The 18,022-nt window shown below is 75.0% G+C and carries 13 protein-coding genes; 8 read left to right on the top strand and 5 right to left on the bottom strand.

Annotated elements, in window-relative coordinates:
• The first annotated feature begins 200 nt into the window (after nucleotides 1-200).
• Both guaA and ACLWS4_RS06760 read left to right on the top strand, forming a co-directional pair.
• The gene (guaA, locus tag ACLWS4_RS06765) at nucleotides 201-1,796 is read left to right on the top strand and encodes a glutamine-hydrolyzing GMP synthase (RefSeq protein WP_049659666.1); all 1,596 of its coding nucleotides are present in this window, start codon (nucleotides 201-203) and stop codon (nucleotides 1,794-1,796) included.
• A 215-nt stretch (nucleotides 1,797-2,011) separates the two neighbouring features.
• Complete coding sequence (locus tag ACLWS4_RS06760) at nucleotides 2,012-3,055, top strand: Rieske 2Fe-2S domain-containing protein (RefSeq protein WP_074003935.1); 1,044 nt, start codon at nucleotides 2,012-2,014, stop codon at nucleotides 3,053-3,055.
• Between the two features lie 27 nt (nucleotides 3,056-3,082).
• Here the strand turns inward: ACLWS4_RS06760 and ACLWS4_RS06755 are convergent, their stop codons facing one another.
• Both ACLWS4_RS06755 and ACLWS4_RS06750 read right to left on the bottom strand, forming a co-directional pair.
• Nucleotides 3,083-3,292, bottom strand: a complete 210-nt coding sequence (locus tag ACLWS4_RS06755; protein WP_049661234.1) for a hypothetical protein — start codon at nucleotides 3,290-3,292, stop codon at nucleotides 3,083-3,085.
• Nucleotides 3,289-4,740 (bottom strand): PspC domain-containing protein, encoded by a 1,452-nt coding sequence (locus tag ACLWS4_RS06750; protein ID WP_416873588.1) that lies wholly within the window; start codon nucleotides 4,738-4,740, stop codon nucleotides 3,289-3,291. The genes ACLWS4_RS06755 and ACLWS4_RS06750 overlap by 4 nt, the downstream gene beginning before the upstream one ends.
• A gap of 134 nt (nucleotides 4,741-4,874) precedes the next feature.
• Between ACLWS4_RS06750 and ACLWS4_RS06745 the strand changes: the two genes are divergently transcribed.
• The 3 genes from ACLWS4_RS06745 (at nucleotide 4,875) to pcrA (ending at nucleotide 9,735) form a co-directional block, all read left to right on the top strand.
• A complete protein-coding gene (locus tag ACLWS4_RS06745; protein ID WP_380717728.1) occupies nucleotides 4,875-6,338 on the top strand; it encodes a PspC domain-containing protein in 1,464 nt (487 codons plus the stop codon).
• Nucleotides 6,331-7,008: a LuxR C-terminal-related transcriptional regulator gene (locus tag ACLWS4_RS06740; protein WP_049658372.1), complete on the top strand. Its 678-nt coding sequence runs from the start codon at nucleotides 6,331-6,333 to the stop codon at nucleotides 7,006-7,008. The genes ACLWS4_RS06745 and ACLWS4_RS06740 overlap by 8 nt, the downstream gene beginning before the upstream one ends.
• A 99-nt stretch (nucleotides 7,009-7,107) precedes the next feature.
• The gene (gene pcrA / locus ACLWS4_RS06735; RefSeq protein ID WP_049658374.1) at nucleotides 7,108-9,735 is read left to right on the top strand and encodes a DNA helicase PcrA; all 2,628 of its coding nucleotides are present in this window, start codon (nucleotides 7,108-7,110) and stop codon (nucleotides 9,733-9,735) included.
• 40 nt (nucleotides 9,736-9,775) lie between these two features.
• On the opposite strand, the gene ACLWS4_RS06730 is transcribed toward pcrA, so the two are convergent.
• A complete protein-coding gene (locus tag ACLWS4_RS06730) occupies nucleotides 9,776-10,567 on the bottom strand; it encodes a M23 family metallopeptidase (protein ID WP_074003933.1) in 792 nt (263 codons plus the stop codon).
• Nucleotides 10,568-10,914: 347 nt separating this feature from the next.
• Here ACLWS4_RS06730 and ACLWS4_RS06725 point away from each other — a divergent pair, with 347 nt between their 5' ends.
• Entirely contained in the window at nucleotides 10,915-11,319 is a 405-nt protein-coding gene (locus ACLWS4_RS06725; RefSeq protein ID WP_049660544.1) for a cobalamin B12-binding domain-containing protein, read from the top strand.
• Nucleotides 11,320-11,431: 112 nt separating this feature from the next.
• Here ACLWS4_RS06725 and ACLWS4_RS06720 read toward each other — a convergent pair whose 3' ends face one another.
• Both ACLWS4_RS06720 and ACLWS4_RS06715 read right to left on the bottom strand, forming a co-directional pair.
• Nucleotides 11,432-13,027, bottom strand: a complete 1,596-nt coding sequence (locus tag ACLWS4_RS06720) for a DUF5691 domain-containing protein (protein ID WP_380740831.1) — start codon at nucleotides 13,025-13,027, stop codon at nucleotides 11,432-11,434.
• An 11-nt stretch (nucleotides 13,028-13,038) separates the two neighbouring features.
• Complete coding sequence (locus tag ACLWS4_RS06715; protein ID WP_049659199.1) at nucleotides 13,039-14,334, bottom strand: SWIM zinc finger family protein; 1,296 nt, start codon at nucleotides 14,332-14,334, stop codon at nucleotides 13,039-13,041.
• A 179-nt stretch (nucleotides 14,335-14,513) separates the two neighbouring features.
• Between ACLWS4_RS06715 and ACLWS4_RS06710 the strand changes: the two genes are divergently transcribed.
• Both ACLWS4_RS06710 and ACLWS4_RS06705 read left to right on the top strand, forming a co-directional pair.
• Nucleotides 14,514-15,596, top strand: a complete 1,083-nt coding sequence (locus ACLWS4_RS06710; RefSeq protein WP_049659200.1) for an ATP-binding protein — start codon at nucleotides 14,514-14,516, stop codon at nucleotides 15,594-15,596.
• Complete coding sequence (locus ACLWS4_RS06705) at nucleotides 15,593-17,998, top strand: DUF5682 family protein (RefSeq protein WP_416873587.1); 2,406 nt, start codon at nucleotides 15,593-15,595, stop codon at nucleotides 17,996-17,998. Before ACLWS4_RS06710 ends, ACLWS4_RS06705 begins: the two co-directional genes overlap by 4 nt.
• Nucleotides 17,999-18,022: the final 24 nt, after the last annotated feature.

Genomic DNA, 18,022 nt, shown 5'->3' with positions numbered 1-18,022 from the left:
CGGCGCGGCCGTACGTTCGTAGGAAGCAACGAACCGCCGCCCCGCCCGGTCACGGTCGTTCGGACGGGCAGACGAGTGAAACCGGACAGCCCGGTAGAATCGGTGTCCAGACACCCCACACCGTCCGCCGCAGCCGCAGCCCCCCTGCCGGGGAGGCGGTCACGCGCGGGCACCTCGATACCGCTGCCGGAAGGCCGTCTGTGTCCTCTGCAATTCCCGTCCAGTCCGCGCCGGACAACGACCCCGTTCTGGTGGTCGACTTCGGCGCCCAGTACGCCCAGCTCATCGCCCGTCGGGTGCGTGAGGCGCGGGTCTACAGCGAGATCGTGCCGAGCAGCATGCCGGTCGCCGAGATGCTCGCCAAGAACCCCAAGGCGATCATCCTCTCCGGCGGCCCGTCGTCGGTCTACGAAGAGGGCGCGCCGCAGATCGACCGCGCGATCTTCGAGGCCGGTGTCCCGGTCTTCGGCATGTGCTACGGCTTCCAGCTGATGGCCAAGACCCTCGGCGGCACCGTCGACAACAACGGCGCCCGCGAGTACGGCCGCACCCCGCTGACCGTCTCCCGCAGCGGCTCCACCCTGTTCGAGGGCGTTCCGGCGCAGCACTCGGTGTGGATGTCGCACGGCGACGCCTGTTCGGCCGCCCCGGAGGGCTTCGCCGTCACCGCCTCCACCGACCTGGTCCCGGTCGCGGCCTTCGAGAACGACGAGGCCCGGCTGTACGGCGTCCAGTACCACCCCGAGGTGCTGCACTCCGACCACGGCCAGCAGATCCTGGAGCACTTCCTCTACCGCGGCGCCGGCATCGCCCCCACCTGGACCACCGGCAGCGTGGTCGAGGAGCAGGTCGCCCTGATCCGCGAGCAGGTCGGCGACAAGCGCGCCATCTGCGGCCTGTCCGGCGGCGTGGACTCCGCGGTCGCGGCCGCGCTGGTCAACCGCGCCATCGGCGACCAGCTGACCTGCGTCTACGTCGACCACGGCCTGATGCGCAAGGGTGAGACCGAGCAGGTCGAGAAGGACTTCGTGGCCGCCACCGGCGTCCAGCTGAAGGTCGTCGACGCCTCCGAGCGCTTCCTGAACGCGCTGAAGGGGGTCACCGACCCCGAGGAGAAGCGCAAGATCATCGGCCGCGAGTTCATCCGCGTGTTCGAGCAGGCCCAGGCCGAGATCATCGCCGAGGCCGGCGAGCACGGCGAGTCGGTCGACTTCCTGGTCCAGGGCACCCTGTACCCGGACGTGGTGGAGTCCGGCGGCGGCGAGGGCACCGCCAACATCAAGTCCCACCACAACGTCGGCGGCCTGCCCGAGGACCTCCAGTTCCAGCTGGTCGAGCCGCTGCGCAAGCTGTTCAAGGACGAGGTCCGGATGGTCGGCCAGGAGCTGGGCCTGCCGGAGGAGATCGTCCAGCGCCAGCCGTTCCCGGGCCCGGGCCTGGGCATCCGGATCGTCGGCGAGGTCACCAAGGAGCGTCTGGACCTGCTCCGCGACGCCGACGCGATCGCCCGCGAGGAGCTGACCGCGGCCGGTCTGGACCGCGAGATCTGGCAGTGCCCGGTCGTGCTGCTCGCCGACGTCCGCAGCGTGGGCGTGCAGGGCGACGGCCGCACCTACGGTCACCCGATCGTGCTGCGCCCGGTCTCGTCCGAGGACGCCATGACCGCCGACTGGTCGCGCCTGCCGTACGACGTGCTGGCGAAGATCTCCACCCGGATCACCAACGAGGTCCGCGACGTGAACCGCGTCGTCGTCGACGTCACCAGCAAGCCGCCGGGCACCATCGAGTGGGAGTGACCCCTCCCACCGGTCGCCGGGGCGCTTCCTCGTCCTGAGGCCGATGCCTGAACGGCCGCGCCGTCGTTCCCGTACTGAAGGGAGCGACGGCGCGGCCGTTTCGCGGTGCGGGCGCCGCTCTCCGGGAGGGACCTCCCACCGAAAGCGGTCGGGAGCGGGCAGAATGCGGACCGGACCTGTCAGGGAGTGGCGGGCGGCGAGGGAAGGTGTGAGGGATGTCGGAGGCCAGCAACCCGGTGCCGGCCGGTGGGGGAGCGGCCGGCCGGGCCGCCCGGGCGGCGCAGCGGAGGGCGCTCGCGTCCAGGTACGCGCTGCTGCCCCTGCGGCTCTTCCTCGGCGTCACGTTCGTCTACGCCGCCCTCGACAAGCTCTCCGACGCCCACTTCCTGGCCGGAGCGGGCGACCCGGCCTCCTTCGTCTCGCAGACCCAGGCCGCCAAGGCGGGCGGCAGCCCGATCTCCTTCCTGCTCGGCCCCGCCCTCGACCACCCGACCCTGTTCGCGCTCGCCATCGCCTTCGGCGAGCTGGCGGTGGGCCTCGGCACCCTGGTCGGCCTCTGGGGCCGGGCCGCCGCGCTCGGCGGCGCCCTGCTCAACCTCAGCCTGTGGCTGACCGTCAGCTGGAGCGTCTCGCCGTACTACCTCGGCAACGACCTGGCCTACCTGATGGCCTGGACGCCGCTGCTGCTGGCCGGCACGCCGTACCTGTCGGTGGACGGCTACCTGGCCCGCCGGGCCGGGCGGGACCGCGAGCGCGGGCTGGGCGAGGACCACGTCAAGCGCCGGGCCCTGGTGGACGGCGGGATCGCGGCCGTCGCGATCGGCGGGGCCGGGCTGCTCACCGGCTCGCTGACCCGCACCTTCGGCCGGGACCGGACGGCCGCGCCCAAGCAGTCGGCGGCCCCGGCCTCCGGCGCCCCGGCCCCCGGTGCTCCGGCCGCCACCGCCCCGGCCCCCGCGGTGCCCGCCGCGAGCGTGCCGGTCGGCGGCTCGGCCCAGGTCAAGGACCCGGCCACCGGGGACGCCGTCTACATCGTCCAGCCCAAGGCCGGCCAGTACTGCGCCTTCTCCGCCGTGTGCACCCACGCGGGCTGCGCCGTGGACGCGCCGAAGAACGGCCAGCTGTACTGCCCCTGCCACGGCTCCCGGTTCGACGCCGCGACCGGCGCGGTGGTCAACGGGCCGGCGGTCAAGCCGCTGCCCAGGTACGCCGTCAGCAAGGACGGGGACCGGCTGACCCTGGGCCCGCAGCAGAGCTGACGGCCCGGGGCGGTCGGGCGGGGCGGGTCACTCCTCGCGGTCGGGCCGGCCGCGCCGGGCCACCGCCGCGACCGCGCCGGCCAGGCCGCCGACGCCGAGCACGATGAAGGTGACCGGGATGACGATCCGCCCGTTCACCGACTGGTCGTTGAGCGCCGCGACCAGGTAGAGCACGGCGATCACCGTGAACAGCGCGCCCGCGATCAGCGAGAACAGGTCGAGCCGGTGCTTCCTCACTGCTGGACCACCTTGATGTTGCCGAGCCCGATCCCGAGTTCGAGATTGAGGGTCCCCTTGGCCGGCTGCCCGTTGGCAGGGCCGATCAGGTAGGTGTGCCGCCCGGTGCCGTCGCTCCGGTCACCGGGGAGGGCGACGTTGCCGAGGCCGATCCGGGTCACCAGGTTCACCGTCACGTCGTCCGGCACGGTGACGGTCATGTCGCCGACGCCCAGGTCGACCTTGGTGGCGAGGGCGGCCCCGGCCGGGTCGAGTCCGGACAGGTCCAGCCTGATCTCCCCGGCGCCCAGGTTGTACCGGTCGTGCAGGTCGGAGACCGAGGCGACGGTCCAGGCGCGGTCGCCCACCGCGTCGCGCACGGAGTCCGGCGAGTGGCCGACGAAGGCCAGCGCCAGGGTGAGCAGCAGACCGGTCACCGCCAGCCGCCGGGCCCGGCCGAACTTCGCGCCGACCAGCAGCGTCAGGCCCACCACCAACAGCGCGGTGGCCAGCACCGTCGCGCTCAGCACGGTGGGGTTGTGGCCGCGGTCGACGGAGGCGGACCAGACCGCGGCGGCGGCGCCGATCGCCAGCAGGAAGCCGAAGAAGCCGAGTGCCGAGCGCTCCCGGGGGCGCCGTGCGGCGGCGGCCTCGGGGCGGCGCTTCGCGCCCTCCTTGCGCAGCGGGTCGCCCTCCGGCAGGTCGGCGCGCTGCCACCAGGGCTGGGCCGGGGTGCCGGCCGGCGGCACCGGGGTGCCGTACGGCGGGGTCGGCGTGCCGTGGGGCGGGGTCGGGGCGGCCGGGGCGGTGGCCCCGTACGGGTTGCGCTCCGGGTGGCGCGGGTCCCACAGGTAGCCGCCGGCGCCGTCGGCGGGGGCCTTCCCGGCGGCCCGGGCGGACCCGTCCTGCTCCGGCCGCGGCCAGCGGTAGGCCCCGGCACCGTCCGCGGCGGTGCCGCCGGTGCCCTCGGACCCGGGGAAGTGGCGGTCGTACGGGCCGCCGTTCCGGTGCTCGCGCCCCCGGCCCCGGCGGCGGTCCGGGTCGTAGCGCACCGCCAGGAAGACCAGGGCGGCGAGCAGCAGCAGCGGGAACAGCTGGCCGCCGTCACCCATCGAGGAGAAGAAGACCCCGGTGCCGATCACGGTCAGCAGCACCGCGCCGACCGACTGGCCGTCCACCCGCCCGGTGAGCACCCGCTGGAGCTCGGTGCGCCCGCCGCGGCCCTTGGCCCCGTCGTCGGTCGGGACGATCAGCCAGGCCAGGCCGTACAGGAACAGCCCGAGGCCGCCGGAGAGGCAGAGCACCACCGTGACGACCCGGAAGACCACCGGGTCGATGTCCAGGTGCCGGCCGAGGCCGCCGCAGACGCCGGCCACCACGCGGTGGTGCTCGGTCCTGGTCAGTGGCGGGCGGTCCGGTTCCGGCGGGGCGGCGGGCCCGGTTTCCTCGATGCGGGGGTCCTCGGTCATGGACACCATCCTTCCGGCAGAGGACCGCCCGGCCCAACCGGGTCGAGCCCTGTCCGTACCCTGACTTGTCCCTGATACGGGATGGGGACACACCCTGATGCGCCCGCGGGTGCCCGCGTGGAACCATCGGTGGCGTGGCAGCCCCCGGTACCGATCCCCGATCCATCGCCCCCGACACCGCGTCGTCGGCCGGCGCCGACCCGAGCGCGCCCGACGACGGGCGGCCGCCCTACCGCCGGCTCTACCGCAGCCCGCAGGGACGGATGCTGGGCGGCGTCGCGCACGGCCTGGCGGTGCACCTCGGGCTGCCGGTGCGGTGGGTGCGGATCGCCTTCGTCGTGCTGTTCTTCGCGCAGGGGATCGGCGCGCTGCTGTACGCCGCGTTCTGGTTCGTGGTGCCGATCGGCATCGGCGAGCCCTCGCAGCGCGCCGGCGCCCAGTGGGTGTACTTCAACGGGGCGTTCGTCCCGGCCTCGCCGGGGGTGCAGGGCGGCCTGCTGAGCAAGGCCGGCCAGGCCGGCGGCTGGGTGGGCCGGATGCGCCGGCTGCTCCAGCTCACCCTGCAGGGCGAGCCGGTGGGCGCCCCGGCGGAGGGGGAGGAGGCCGAGTCGGCCGGCAAGGCCGGGCAGGGCGGCCTCGGCCAGCTCGCCGCCCTGGTGATGACGGTGGTCGGCGTGATCGCCCTGCTCAACGTGCTCGGCTGGCAGACCGCCAAGCCGTACACCTGGCCGCTGCTGGCGATCGGCGTCGGCGTGGCGCTGGTCTGGCGGCAGGCCGACGACTCGCGCTGGCAGCGCTGGTTCGGCATCGAGGAGGGCGAGAAGCGGCGCGGCGCCTACACCCGGGTCGGCGCCGGCGTGCTGCTCGCGGTCGCGGGCACCATCGCGCTGCTCGCCATGCAGGGCAGCGGCTCCACGCTCGCCTCGGTGATCGAGGCCTCGCTCGCCGTGCTGGCCGGTGTGCTGGTGCTGCTCGGCCCGTACGGCCTGCGGCTCTGGCAGGACCTCGGGGCCGAGCGCACCGCCCGCATCCGGGCCCAGGAGCGCGCCGAGATCGCCGCGCACATCCACGACTCCGTGCTGCACACCCTGACCCTGATCCAGCGCCGGGCCGAGGACCCCAAGGAGGTACTGCGGCTGGCCCGCTCGCAGGAGCGCGAGCTGCGGCTGTGGCTGTACCGCCCGGAGGCCGCCGCCGAGGCGGCGCCGGACACCATGGCGGAGAGCCTGCGGGCCGCCGTCGCCGAGGTCGAGGACCGGCACGGCGTCCCGGTCGAGCTGGTGATCGTCGGCGACTGCCCGATGGACGAGCGGATCGCGGCCCAGATGCAGGCCGCGAGGGAGGCGACCGTCAACGCGGCCAAGTACGGTGGCGGGGGACCGGTCCAGGTCTATGCCGAGGTCGAGGGGAGGACGGTGTCGGTGTTCGTCCGCGACCACGGCCCCGGCTTCGACCCCGACACGGTGCCCGAGGACCGGATGGGCGTACGGGAGTCGATCATCGGCCGGATGAAGCGCAACGGCGGCACCGCACGGGTGCGGCCGGCGGCGGGCGGCGGCACCGAGGTCGAGCTGGAGATGGAGAGAACGAATGACTGAGGCAGCTCCGGAGCGCACGGCCCGGGTCGTGCTGGTGGACGACCACCGGATGTTCCGGACGGGGGTCAGGGCCGAGATCGGCCGCACCGAGGTGACCGGCATCGACGTGGTCGGCGAGGCCGACGACGTGGACTCGGCGGTCCGCGTGGTCGCCGAGACCAGGCCGGACGTGGTGCTGCTCGACGTCCACCTGCCGGGCGGCGGCGGCGTCGAGGTGCTGCGCCGCTCGGTCGGGGTGATGGGCGAGCAGGGCGGGGTGAAGTTCCTGGCGCTGTCGGTGTCGGACGCCGCCGACGACGTCATCGGCGTCATCCGCGGCGGCGCGCGCGGCTACGTCACCAAGACCATCACCGGCACCGACCTGGTGAACGCGATCTTCCGGATCGCCGACGGCGACGCGGTGTTCTCGCCCCGGCTGGCCGGCTTCGTGCTGGACGCCTTCGCCGCCACCGACACCCCGCCGGTGGACGAGGACCTGGACCGGCTCACCCAGCGCGAGCGCGAGGTCCTGCGGCTGATCGCCCGCGGCTACGCCTACAAGGAGATCGCCAAGCAGCTCTTCATCTCGGTGAAGACGGTCGAGAGCCACGTCTCCGCCGTCCTGCGCAAGCTCCAGCTCAGCAACCGCCACGAGCTGACCCGCTGGGCCACCGCCCGCCGCCTGGTCTGAGGCACCCCGGCGTCCTGGGGCGCCGCCACGGAGCCCGCCCGCCCCGGATCGTCCGGGGCGGGCGGGCTTGTCGGTGGGTGGCCATAGACTCGATGTGCCATGAGTAGCCTCTTTGACGACCTTCCGCTCCCCGGTTTCGAGGCACCCGCCGCCGGGTCGAAGCAGCCCGACGCGCCCGTCGACGCCATCGGTGAGGAGCCCCCGCCGTACGAGGAGGAGGCCCCGTACGACGCGTACGAGGAGGCCATCCCGGACGGCCTGTTCCAGACCGACCACGCCGCCGAGGCGGAGCGGGACGCCTGGTACCGCAACGGTGCCGCGCGGACGGTGGTGGACCCGGCGCAGCTGCTGGAGGGGATGAACGACCCGCAGCGCGAGGCGGTGCTGCACGCGGGCTCGCCGCTGCTGATCGTGGCCGGCGCCGGCTCGGGCAAGACCCGGGTGCTGACCCACCGGATCGCCCACCTGCTGGGCGCCCGCGGGGTGCAGCCGGGGGAGATCCTGGCGATCACCTTCACCAACAAGGCGGCCGGCGAGATGCGCGAGCGCGTCGAGGCGCTGGTCGGCCCGCGCGCCCGGGCGATGTGGGTCTCCACCTTCCACAGCGCCTGCGTGCGCATCCTGCGCCGCGAGTCCAAGCAGCTGGGCTTCACCTCCAGCTTCTCGATCTACGACTCGGCCGACTCGCAGCGGCTGATGTCGCTGGTCTGCCGCGACCTCGACCTCGACCCGAAGCAGTACCCGCCGAAGTCGTTCACGGCGAAGGTCAGCAACCTCAAGAACGAGCTGATCGACGAGGAGACCTTCGCCGACCAGGCCGCCAACCCGATGGAGAAGAAGCTCGCCGAGGCGTACGCGCTCTACCAGCGGCGGCTGCGCGAGGCCAACGCGCTGGACTTCGACGACATCATCATGACGACGGTGAACCTGCTGCAGGCCTTCCCCGACGTCGCCGAGCACTACCGGCGCCGGTTCCGGCACATCCTGGTCGACGAGTACCAGGACACCAACCACGCCCAGTACATGCTGGTCCGGGAGCTCAGCGGAGGATCCGTCGCCGCCGCGCCCAGGCGCACCGTGGACGGGGAGCTGGTGAACCCGGCGGCCGGGCGGCTGGCCGAGGTGCCGCCGGCCGAGCTGTGCGTGGTCGGTGACGCGGACCAGTCGATCTACGCCTTCCGCGGCGCGACCATCCGCAACATCCTCCAGTTCGAGGAGGACTACCCGAACGCGACCACGATCCTGCTGGAGCAGAACTACCGCTCCACCCAGACCATCCTGAGCGCCGCCAACGCCGTCATCGAGCGCAACGCCAACCGCCGCGAGAAGAAGCTGTGGACGGCCGGGGACCACGGCGAGAAGGTCGTCGGCTACGTCGCGGACGACGAGCACGGCGAGGCCCAGTTCATCGCCGACGAGATCGACCGGCTCACCGACAAGGGCGAGGCCAAGCCCGGCGACGTCGCGATCTTCTACCGGACCAACGCCCAGTCCCGCGTGTTCGAGGAGGTGTTCATCCGGGTCGGCCTGCCGTACAAGGTGGTCGGCGGGGTGCGCTTCTACGAGCGCAAGGAGGTCCGGGACGTCCTGGCGTACCTGCGGGTGCTCTCCAACCCGGAGGACACCGTGCCGCTGCGCCGGATCCTCAACGTGCCCAAGCGCGGCATCGGCGAGCGGGCCGAGGCGATGATCGACGCGCTGGCCTCGCGGGAGCGGATCTCCTTCGCCCAGGCGCTGGTGCGGGTCGACGAGGCGTACGGGATGGCCGCGCGCTCGGCCAACGCCGTCAAGAAGTTCAACACCCTGATGGCCGGACTGCGCCAGGTGGTCGAGTCGGGCGCGGGCCCGGCGGCGGTGCTGGAGGCCGTCCTGGAGGAGACCGGCTACCTGGCCGAGCTCCAGGCCTCCACCGACCCGCAGGACGAGACCCGGGTGGAGAACCTCCAGGAGCTCGCCTCCGTCGCCCTGGAGTACGAGCAGGACCCGGGCGAGCGGCCGGACGCCGACGAGGAGGGCACGCCGCCGGTCGGCTCGCTGGCCGACTTCCTGGAGCGGGTCGCGCTGGTCGCCGACTCGGACCAGATCCCGGACGACGACGAGGACGGGCAGGGCGTCATCACGATGATGACCCTGCACACCGCCAAGGGCCTGGAGTTCCCCGTCGTCTTCCTGACCGGCATGGAGGACGGGATCTTCCCGCACATGCGGGCGCTCAACCAGGTCAAGGAGCTGGAGGAGGAGCGCCGGCTCGCGTACGTCGGGCTCACCCGGGCCCGCGAGCGGCTGTACCTGACCCGCTCGGTGCTGCGCAGCGCCTGGGGGCAGCCGGCCTACAACCCGGCCTCGCGGTTCCTGGAGGAGATCCCGGAGACGCTGGTGGAGTGGAAGCGCACCGGGGCGGCCCAGGCGCCGGTCCAGCGCGGCTACTCCTCGGGCTCGTCCTGGGGCAAGTCCTCGTCCGGGGGCGGGAGTTCGCGTTCCTCCTCGTCGGCCGCGGCGGCCAAGCCGAAGGCCGGCTGGGGGCAGTCGGCGCGGCGCGGCGGCCAGCTGGTGGAGCGCGAGGCGGTCTCGCTCGCGGTCGGCGACCGGGTCACCCACGACAGCTTCGGGCTGGGCACGGTGGTGGCCGTCACGGGCGTCGGCGACCGGGCGCAGGCCACCGTCGACTTCGGCACCGACGGGCGCAAGCAGCTGCTGCTGCGCTACGCGCCGGTGGAGAAGCTCTGAGCGGCGGAGCGGCTCTGCTCCGCGGAGCCGCTCCGACCCGCTAGCGCGGGTCCAGCCCGTTCGAGAGGAGCCAGGGCAGCGGGTCGATCGGCCCGTTGCCCTGCGGCCGGATCTCGAAGTGCAGGTGCGGGCCGGTGCTGTTGCCGCTGCTGCCGACGAAGGCGATCACGTCGCCCTGCTTCACCGGGCCCTTGCGCACCTTGTACGCCCGCAGGTGGCAGTACCAGGCCTCGGTGCCGTCGGGCATCTTGAGGATCGTCATGTAGCCGTAGAACGGGTTCCACTGGGTGCGGATCGTGCCGTCGGTCACGGCGTAGACCTCGGAGCCGCCGTCCACCGGGAAGTCGATGCCGGTGTGGCGGTTGGCCCAGTGGGTGCCGGCCTCGCCGAACAGTTCGCCGAGGCCGTGCCGGGCGACCGGCATGACCACCGTGGGCTTCACCGGTTCGGGGGCCGGCTCGGCGGTGGGCTGCGCGGTGGGGGCCTCGGTGGGCTGGGCGCCGGCCAGCGGCTGGCGGGCGTCGCCGCGCGAGGCCTGGGCCGGCGCGCCGGCCGCGAGCGCCTGGGTCGCCGCGTGCGCGGCCGCGGTGTCCGGCGCCGTGGCCTGCGGAGTCCGTCCGGCGGCCTGGGCGCGCTGCTGATCGGCCTCCCCCTGCACGGTGACCGCCGCGGCGGCGGCGACCCCGAGCGCGGCCACCGACGGCAGCGCGACCCGGAACAGGGCCGTCCGGGTGGCCGCCTTGGCGGCGCCGCGGCGCTGGGCACGGGACTGCTCGCGGGCGGCGAGGCGCAGCTCCGCGCGGGTCGGACGGGCGGCTGCATCGGGAGCCATCGGGGGCTGCCTCCTCGGTGGGCCTCGGGCGTCGTCGGACGAGGGGAGAACAGCCGTGACTGTAGTCCCAAGGGCAGCCGTGACTGTAGTCCCAAGGACGACGCCCCGGAAAAACCTCCGGATGTCAAGGGGTCGGCCGGGGGGTCTGTGCGGAGGTTGCGGGAAGGACGGGTATACCCGCTGGTAGCAAGGCCCGGAGCTGTGACTTTGCCCTCCTCTTCGGGGGCGGCGCGGTCAACCGTGCCGGGTGGCGCTAACCTCCCCTCAGGTTGGTTATCGACCGTTAACCGCGCCGGCGGCCCACGAGGCCCGGTCGGATGGTGGACGACGAGGTCCAGGAGGCAGTCATGAGTGTGTCGGGGCCGATCCGTGTGGTGGTCGCCAAGCCCGGGCTCGACGGTCACGACCGTGGTGCCAAGGTCATCGCGCGAGCCCTGCGCGACGCCGGTATGGAGGTCATCTACACCGGACTGCACCAGACGCCCGAGCAGGTCGTCGACACCGCGATCCAGGAGGACGCGGACGGCATCGGGCTGTCGATCCTCTCCGGAGCCCACATGACGCTGTGCGCCCGGGTGTTGGAGCTGCTGAAGGAGCGCGACGCGGAGGACATCAAGGTCTTCTGCGGGGGGATCATCCCGGACGAGGACATCGCCGAGCTCAAGGCGCTGGGCGTCGCGGACATCTTCACCCCGGGCACGCCGACCCGGGACGTGGTCGCCTGGGTCGAGTCGAACCTGCGGGCCGGCTGAGCCACGGCGCGTCGAGCGGGCCGGCCCTCCCGGGGGCCGGCCCGCTCCGTCGTCTCCGTCGTCTCCGTCGTCTCCGTCGTCTTCGGAGGCGTACCGCGGGCCCGGCCCGCCCTCAGCCCGCCAGCTCCGCGAGCATCGCCGCCCGGAAGCGCAGGGTGCCGGCCAGCCGGGAGAAGGTCTCGGACCACGCGGAGTCCGGGGCGGCCCCGGCGGCCAGCTCCTCCACCGCGGCGGCCGTCTCCGGGGCGAGCGCGCGCTCCGTCATCCCGAGCACCCCGCTGTGGCTCCACGGGTACGCCCCGGAGGCCGCCGCGCGGGCCAGGGCGGTCACCACGGCGGTGGACAGCGGCGGCGTCCACGGGGTGGCGCAGGCGCCGAGCAGCTGGAAGGCCTCGCCCAGCCCGTGCACCGTGATGAACGCGGCCGTCCAGACCGCCCGCTCCTCCGGCGGGAGGACGGCCAGCAGCTTGGCCGGGGCGCCGGTGGTGCGCAGCGCGCGGGTCCGGGCGCCGCGCCCGGACGGGACCGGGGCCGGGCCGAGCAGCGCCCGGGCCCAGTCGGCGTCCTGCTGGCGGACGGCGGCCCGCGCCCAGGCCTCCCGCAGGTCGTCGGCCCAGCTGCTGCTGGTCTCGTCGATGCTGTCGCCGACCCGCAGGGCGAGCAGCTGCCCGGGCGTCAGCCCGGTGCTCTCCGGCCACAGCGACAGCGGTGCGGCGGCCACCAACTCGCCGAACCACCAGGCCCGTTCACCGCGCCCGGTGGGCGACTTGGGGGCGATCCCGTCGCGCTGCATCTGTGCGTCGCACGCGGTGGGCGGGGTGACCAGCAGGTGCGTGCCGGTGTCGGCGAGCCGGACGGCGGCCCGCGCCCGCTCGGCCATCCGGCGGGCCAGCGCGGAGCCGGGCAGGGTGGAGAGCAGCTCGGCGGCGGTGGCCCGGACGTTCTTGCTGCGGTCGCCGAGGGCGGCCTCCAGGAACGGTTCGTCGGCGGGGGAGAGGCCGTCCTGGAGGGCGTCCAGGAAGAGCAGGCGGTCCTCGGCGCGCTCGGTGGACCAGGTGCCGCGCAGCAGCTCCAGGCCGGCCGCGGGATCGCGGCGGCGCAGCTGCGTGAGGTGGGTGACCCGTTCGGCGAACAGGCCCTCGTGCCAGAGCCGGTCGTCGGTGGGCCGCTGCGGCAGCTCGGGGGCGGTGGTGCGCAGCACGAACCGCCAGTCGGGGTTCTGCTCGGCCAGCCAGCGGCCCGGCGGACCGGCCAACGCCACGGCGTCGGAGCGCAGTTCGCTGCGGGCGCGGGCGGCGTCGAGCAGGCCGGGGATCAGCGCGGCGGGCGGGCGCAGGCCGCTCGCCCGGGCGGTGGCGAGCCACTGCGGCAGCAGCTCGGACAGGTTGGCCAGGGTGCCGCCGGCGCCGGTGCCGCCGCCGGTGCGCCCCGAGAGCAGGACGGCCAGCCGGCGGGCGGCCGGCTCGGGCAGCTCCGGGCGGGTGTCCTCGGCCGCGGGCGGGCCGGGCGGCCCGTCGGCCGGTACGGGCAGCGCGCCGGCCCGGCGGCGGACGGCGGCCAGCGCGGCCAGCTCCAGCAGGGCGGTGGCCGGATCGCCCTGGTCCACGGCGTCGGCGAGCGGCAGGGCGGTGGCCGGGAGCGGACGGCGGTCGGTGCCGAGCAGGGCGCTGGTGTGCAGGGTCTCCCACGGGTCCTGGGTGATCGTCATTCCTGGTGCTCCTAAACGTTGGTGAGGCCGACCGGGCGCTGGTCGGCGGCCCAGGCCGTGACCGGGGCGAAGCCCTGGTGGCCGTACTCGCCGAAGACCGTCAGCGGGCGGCCGGTGGAGACCGCGGCCAGCCGCCACAGCGCGGCCTCCGGGACGGCCGAGGCGCGGACCGGCACGGTGTGGTGGCCGTCCGTCAGGAACCAGCCGTCCGGGGTGCGGACCGGGACGACGTCGCCGAGCACGGTGGGCCGGCTCTCCAGCCACGGGTCGTCGGCGACGGCGGTGCCGTAGCCGGCCACCGCCTCGGCGACGGTGAGCCCGGCGGGCGGGCCGGCGGGGCCAGGCTCGGGGGCGCCGTAGCGCTCGCGGAGGTCGGCGCGCAGCGGGTGGGCGGCGGGGAAGTAGGCGAGGTCGGCCTCGACCAGGCGGCCGGTGGGCAGGGCGAGGGCGGGGGCCTGGCCCTGGTGGCCGAAGGAGAGCAGCAGGGCCGGGCGGCCGGTCTTGGCGCCGCGCAGCCAGACCCGGCGGGTGGTGAGCCGCTCGTCCGTGGTGTCCCGGGTGCCGAGGACCAGCCAGCGGTCGCGGACGGTGGGGCCGGCCGTGCCGGGGTCCGCGGGGAAGCCGACCCGGGTGCGGACGGTGGCGGCCAGTTCGGCCGGCAGTTCGTCCATCCGGGTGGCGGCGGTGGCGAGCAGGTGCAGCATGGCGTACTCCTCCAGCAGCCGCTCCTGCGGCAGCGCGTCCAGTTCGCGGACCCGGGCGGCCAGGCCGGGGGCCTGCGCGTCGACCATCCGGGCGGCGACCTCCTCCCAGGGGCCGGCGGTGGACTGGTCGGCCAGGCCGTGCCGGACCCGGTCGGCCAGCCGCAGCCGCAGCTCGGCGGCGCCGACCGCGACCTTGGCGCCGCGCTTCTCGAGCCGGCGCCGGGTGGCCTCCGGGTCCTCCTCCTTCTTCTCCGCGCGCTTCTCGGCGCGCTCCTGGCGGGAGGCGAGCCACTCGGAGACCCAGTCGGCGGGCTCGCCGGCCGGGACGGCCGCCGGGGTGCCGCTCCACAGCAGGAGGAGCCCGAGCGCGTGCTTGCACGGGAACTTCCGGCTGGGGCAGGTGCACTGGTAGGCGGGCGTGGCGAGTTCGATCGCGGTGCGGTACGGCGTGCGGCCGCTGCCCTTGCACTCGCCCCAGAGCGCGGTGCCGTCGGTGCCGGTGCCGGACCACGGCGCGGGCGCGGAGAGCTTGCCCGCGGCCTTCTGCGAGGCGGCGTCAGGTGCCAGGGACAGGACGTGTTCGGTGCTCCAGCGTTCCTCCATGCGACCGACCGTAGGCGGCGGCACTGACAGTGGCTGACGGCCCGTCCGCGGCCCCCGGCGGGTTGTCAGTGGCTCGGTGCAGGGTTGGTTCCACAGGCCGGGACGCCGACCTGGCTCCCCCCGATCACCACTCCGCCCGGGGCACCCGTGTGCCCGGCGGCCGACCCGAAGGAGCCCCCATGACCGACGTTCTGCGGCAGCACGCCGAGGACGCGTTCGCCGGTGAACTGGCCGCGCTGGCCGCGCAGGACGACCGTCCGCGCCCCGAGCGCTGGAAGCTCTCGCCGTGGGCCGTGGCGACGTACCTGCTCGGCGGCGAACTGCCCGACGGCACCCGGATCACCCCCAAGTACATCGGCCCGCGCCGGATCGTCGAGGTCGCCGTGACGACCCTGGCGACGGACCGGGCGCTGCTGCTGCTCGGCGTGCCGGGCACCGCGAAGACCTGGGTGTCCGAGCACCTGGCCGCGGCGATCAGCGGCGACTCCACGATGCTGGTGCAGGGCACGGCCGGCACCCCCGAGGAGGCCGTCCGCTACGGCTGGAACTACGCCCAGCTGCTCACCAACGGGCCCAGCCGGGACGCCCTGGTGCCCTCGCCGCTGATGCGGGCGATGGCCGACGGGAAGATCGCCCGGGTCGAGGAGCTCACCCGCATCCCGGCCGACGTGCAGGACAGTCTGATCACCATCCTGTCCGAGAAGACGCTCCCGATACCGGAGTTGGGCGCCGAGACGCAGGCCGTGCGCGGCTTCAACGTGATCGCCACCGCCAACGACCGCGACCGCGGCGTCAACGAGCTGTCCAGTGCGCTGCGCCGCCGCTTCAACACCGTGGTGCTGCCGCTGCCGGGCTCGCTGGACGAGGAGGTCGACATCGTCACCCGGCGGGTCGGCCAGCTCGGCCGCTCCCTGGACCTGCCCGAACTGCCCGGCGGCGCCGAGGAGATCAGGCGCGTGGTCACCGTCTTCCGCGAGCTGCGGGCCGGGATCACGGTGGACGGCCGGACGAAGGTCAAGACCCCGAGCGGCACCCTCTCCACCGCCGAGGCGATCTCGGTGGTGACCAACGGGCTCGCGCTGGCCGCCCACTTCGGCGACGGCGTGCTGCGGGCCGGGGACGTGACGGCCGGCATCCTCGGCGCCGTCGTCCGCGACCCGGTGGCGGACCGGGCCGTCTGGCGCGAGTACGTCGAAGGAGTGGTGCGCGAGCGCGACGGCTGGAAGGACTTCTACCGCGCCGCCCGCGAGGTGACCGTATGACGAGCCCTGAGGTCGCCCTGCTGGGCATCCGCCACCACGGTCCCGGTTCGGCCCGGGCGGTGGCCGCCGCGCTGGCGCAGTGGCGGCCGGACGCGGTGCTGATCGAGGGCCCGCCGGAGGCCGACGCGATCGTCCACCTGGCGGCCGAGAAGGACCTGGTCCCGCCGGTGGCGCTGCTCGCCCACGCGGTGGACGACCCGGCGAAGGCCGCCTTCTGGCCGTACGCCGAGTTCTCCCCGGAGTGGGTGGCGATCCGGCACGCCGTGGACCACGACCTGCCGGTCCGCTTCATCGACCTGCCCGCCGCGTACGGCTTCGCGCCCGCCGAGCCCGTCGATCCCGCCGTTCCTGCCGAGGACGGTGAGGCCGGCGACGCCGAGGAGGACGACGCCGAGGAGGCCGGCGCCGACCCGGTCGCCGACCCGCTGGCGCTGCTCGCCGAGGCGGCCGGGCACGACGACGCCGAGCGCTGGTGGGAGGACGTGGTCGAGCACCGCGCGCCCGGCACCGACGCGCTGGCGCCGTTCGCCGCCGTCGCCGAGGCGATGGGCGCGCTGCGCGCCGAGGGCCTCGGCGAGTCCCGCCGGGACCAGCTGCGCGAGGCGTACATGCGCCAGCAGATCCGCGCCGCCCGGCGCGCCGGGCACCTGCGGATCGCCGTGGTCTGCGGGGCCTTCCACGTCCCCGCGCTGGAACGGATGCCCACCGTCGCCCACGACCGGGCGCTGCTCGCCGGCCTGCCGAAGAAGGTGCGCACGGACATCACCTGGGTGCCGTGGACGCACCGCCGGCTCTCCCAGGCCACCGGCTACGGCGCGGGCGTGCAGTCGCCCGGCTGGTACCACCACCTGTTCACCACCGACGGGGACCCGGTGCCGCGCTGGCTCACCCGGGCCGCCGACCTGCTGCGCGCCGAGGACCACCCGGTCTCCTCCGCGCACGTGATCGAGGCGGTCCGGCTCGCCGAGACCCTGGCCGTGCTGCGCGGCCGCCCGCTCGCCGGGCTGACCGAGACCCTGGACGCCGTGCGCGCGGTGCTCTGCGAGGGCTCGGACGTCGCCCTGGAGCTGGTCCGGGACCGCCTGGTGGTCGGCGACGCGCTCGGCGAGGTCCCGGACGCCGCACCGGCGGTGCCGCTCCAGCGCGACCTGACCCGCTTGCAGCGCTCGCTGCGGCTCAAGCCCGAGGCCGCGCCGAAGGACGTCGACCTCGACCTGCGCAAGGAGAACGACGCGGCCCGCTCCCGGCTGCTGCACCGGCTGCGGCTGCTGGGCGTGGACTGGGGCGTGCCCGCGCGCTCCTCGGTGAACTCGACCGGGACGTTCCGGGAGAGCTGGCGGCTGTGCTGGCAGCCCGAGTTCGCGGTCCGGATCGCCGAGGCCGCCCAGTGGGGCACCACGGTCGAGGAGGCGGCGGCCAACAAGGCCGTCGGCACCGCCCGGGCCGCCGAGGAACTCGCCGAACTGACCGGCCTGGTGGAGACCTGCCTGCTGGCCGGGCTGTCCGGCGCCCTGCCCGCGGTGATGCGGGTGCTCGCCGACTGCGCGGCCCTGGACACCGACGTCGCGCACCTCGCGGGCGCGCTGCCCGCCCTGGTCCGGGCGCTGCGCTACGGCGACGTGCGCGGCACCGACCACGGCGCGCTGGCCGGGGCGGCCTCGGGCCTGGCCGAGCGGATCTGCGTCGGGCTGCCGCCCGCCTGCGTCGGCCTGGACGCCGAGGGCGCGGCGACGATGCGCGGCCGCCTCGACGAGGTGCACGGCGCGATCGGCCTGCTGGCCGCCGATCCGGGCACCGCCGCCGACACCGCTGCCGCCACCGCCGGCACCGCCTCCGACGCCGTGCCGGAGCCCGACGGCCTGGCCGGCCTGGCCGACCGCTGGGCCGCCGCCCTGGGCTCGCTGGCCCGCCGCGAGCCGGCCGGCGGCCCGGCCACCGGAGCCCCCGGGCTGCTGCGCGGCCGGGCCGTGCGACTGCTGCTGGACGACGGCCGGCTCGACTCCGAGGAGGCCGGCCGCCGGCTCCGGCTGGTGCTCTCCGTCGCCAACGCCCCGGCGGACGCGGCCGGTTGGGTCGAGGGCTTCCTGACCGGCGGCGGCGCCCTGCTGCTGCACGACCCGCGGCTGCTCGCCCTGCTGGACGAGTGGCTGACCGGGGTGGGCGACGAGGTCTTCACCGACGTCCTGCCGCTGCTGCGCCGCACCTTCGCCGCCCTGGAGGCGGGTGTGCGCACCACCATCGGCGGCCGGGTCGCGGCCGGTCCGCTCGACGAGCTCCCGGCCGTCCGGGCCGAGGCCGGCGAGCTGGACCGGGCCCGCGCCGACGCCGCCGTCCCCGTGGTGGCCCTGCTGCTCGGGATCCGTCCGACGATCCCCCGGCAGGCCGCCGGCCGGGACACCTGACCCCCGGCCCACGACCCCCGGCCC

The sequence above is a fragment of the Kitasatospora sp. SC0581 genome (genome assembly GCF_048159585.1).
Taxonomy (GTDB): Bacteria; Actinomycetota; Actinomycetes; order Streptomycetales; family Streptomycetaceae; genus Kitasatospora.
This window is presented reverse-complemented; position numbering and strand designations above follow the sequence as displayed.